General features: G+C 51.7%; 3 protein-coding genes and 1 pseudogene. All 4 read right to left on the reverse strand.

Annotated elements, in window-relative coordinates; translation table 11 throughout:
* Positions 1–30: 30 nt before the first annotated feature.
* Positions 31–246: pseudogene (locus NQD60_RS03890) on the reverse strand (sulfurtransferase); the annotation flags it as partial.
* Entirely contained in the window at positions 243–1,148 is a 906-nt protein-coding gene (locus NQD60_RS03895) for a nucleotidyl transferase AbiEii/AbiGii toxin family protein (protein ID WP_257101141.1), read from the reverse strand. The pseudogene NQD60_RS03890 and the gene NQD60_RS03895, both read right to left, overlap by 4 nt.
* Positions 1,126–1,677, reverse strand: a complete 552-nt coding sequence (locus tag NQD60_RS03900; RefSeq protein WP_257101142.1) for a type IV toxin-antitoxin system AbiEi family antitoxin — start codon at positions 1,675–1,677, stop codon at positions 1,126–1,128. The genes NQD60_RS03895 and NQD60_RS03900 overlap by 23 nt, the downstream gene beginning before the upstream one ends.
* A gap of 32 nt (positions 1,678–1,709) precedes the next feature.
* The gene (locus NQD60_RS03905) at positions 1,710–1,919 is read right to left on the reverse strand and encodes a hypothetical protein (protein WP_257101143.1); all 210 of its coding nucleotides are present in this window, start codon (positions 1,917–1,919) and stop codon (positions 1,710–1,712) included.
* Positions 1,920–2,149 lie beyond the last annotated feature (230 nt).

Genomic DNA, 2,149 nt, shown 5'->3' on the forward strand with positions numbered 1-2,149 from the left:
TGTCTAAGCCCGTCGAAAGCTAGAGATCATTTAGGCAGCGGCCCGCCTGTCATAACAATGCTGCTGGCAATGTTTATCAGGTACATAATGGGGTGAGCGCTGGGCTTCAGGAGTCAGCACGGTGCGGCAGCCAAAGCACTGTAGCGTAGCGGTTGGCTTAAGCTCTGGATTTAATGCTGTGCGCTGATCAAATACAAAACAATCACCGTTATAATGTGCGCCCCCGACTTCCTCGAAATACTTTATATCGGCCGCTGAGAGGCGGCAGCAAAAGGATGGTCAATAGTGCTTGCCCCGAGGGCGTATGCACGTTTTAGATAGGCTTGAATCACAGCCGGGTTCTCAAGTTGCTTGATCACAGTGGCATCAACGAAGCGGGACATTTCTTGTGTAAAAGCGGCAGATTTCTCGGGTGTTTTTAGTTTTTCAATCTGTTCGCTGAGACACTCTTTGAATCGCGCTTCTTCCCAGCCGTAGTCGATCAGCTTGCGGCCAACGAGATCAAAGTCAAGTTCGGTACCCAGGTCAGTCAGAAACTTAATATCCCATATATCGCGAGCTTTGAGAAAGGGCCGAGCGCCTAGTGCGACGATCTTGTCCGCGAGGATCTCTTGCTTTGATTCTGCCAGAATGAGCATTTGTTTGTGCGGTGCTGGCAGATGTGGATAGTTTGCGGCAACCGCCACCAGGTCAGGATCATGAGCGGGAACGCTAGCTACCTCTATGTTGATTACCTGGTTTTGAGGATTGCTGGGGTCCGCTTGCGGCACTCGAACGCGAGCACTCCAGCGTGCTACGTTCACGCCGTCAGAAGCTGGCCGATCCTTTGGCGCTTTGATATTAACCTCCAACCCATAGGCCTCGCCGATTTCTCGCTGCAGGAGATCTGCAAATGGCATCATCGTTGCCGGATCGAACGAGGTACCTGCGGCGAAATCGAGATCTTCCGAATACCTGGTGCCTTGATAGCAGAGTCGTAGGGCGGTACCTCCTTGAAAGGTCAGTGCGTTGGACGCGCCGCTCTGACCCAACGCGTATAGGATTTCATAGTGTAGAAGCTCTTTCACAACTGTATTAACGGGAATGCGGCGTTCCGTCGCATAGCGGCCGGCCAACTGCAGAAGGTCACTCTGTGTGCGCATGTTCATAAGTTTCTTGGGTGGGTTCAGTCACGAGGTCGAGGTTACGGCCCACTCTGCGCAGGTCGCGTAGGGCACAGTCCGGTGTCGCAATCCAGATGCTCCGCCGCTCGTCCCAGTTGAGATATAGACGTAAATCCGAGATCCGGCGTGCGGTGTGTACGAATTCCAGGACCCCGTATGGCGTCTGGAAAGTTTGGGACCGGCCTGTTGTCATCAGCGTGAGGCGGGAAGGAATCTGAGAGATCCAGCCGGCTTCGGATAGCGCTGATTCCATGCTCAGGTAGTTCAGGTCCCACGGCCGAAGAAAGGGGACCAGGGCGGCGAGTAGGTCGTTGGGTAAGCAGCGTGCTCGTGGATTGATATAAAGCCCGCGCGCCACCCGGACAATTAGCCCGCTGTTCTGGTGCGCCGCAAGCGCTTTCAGTCGAGCCCGGTCGTCGCCTGGGAAGAGTAGCGTCAAGGTGTTGGATGGAAAGGCCCAGACGCCCGTAGTATCCCAGTGTTCTAGGGCAACCATTAATTCCCGTAGACGCATTTAAATATACAGTAGATGAACAATAAAGTTCATTATATGTACAGATGCGTCATATGTACAGAAAAAGCCTCCTCCAATGGCTCCAGGGTGGCCCTTCGTAGCAACTCGTGCAAGGAATAACGCTTACGCAAATGTTTTGAGATGGGTTTGGCAGTAAATGCACCTTGAACGACATCAATTTCTAGCTGAGCATCAGCTTCAACATTAAGCATTTTTAACACACTACCAGGGATAGTCATCACTGCTGCGCCACCCTTAAGTCAGTTAACGGTTCCTTTGATTCCCGAAGGCCTAGAATTACACGAAAATTTATATCCAGCAGAGCAAGGGGCTGGGGCCAATGAAAAAAAGCGCGCGCCGCGTAAAATGTGTTTATCATTATCGCTTGCTTTCCAGTCTGAAGATTAACCTGAACTATCACCCATGTGGTGATTTGTCATATAACGAATATAACGTTTTAGGGGATATCATT

Source organism: Mycoavidus sp. SF9855, from assembly GCF_024582735.1.
GTDB lineage: Bacteria > Pseudomonadota > Gammaproteobacteria > Burkholderiales > Burkholderiaceae > Mycoavidus.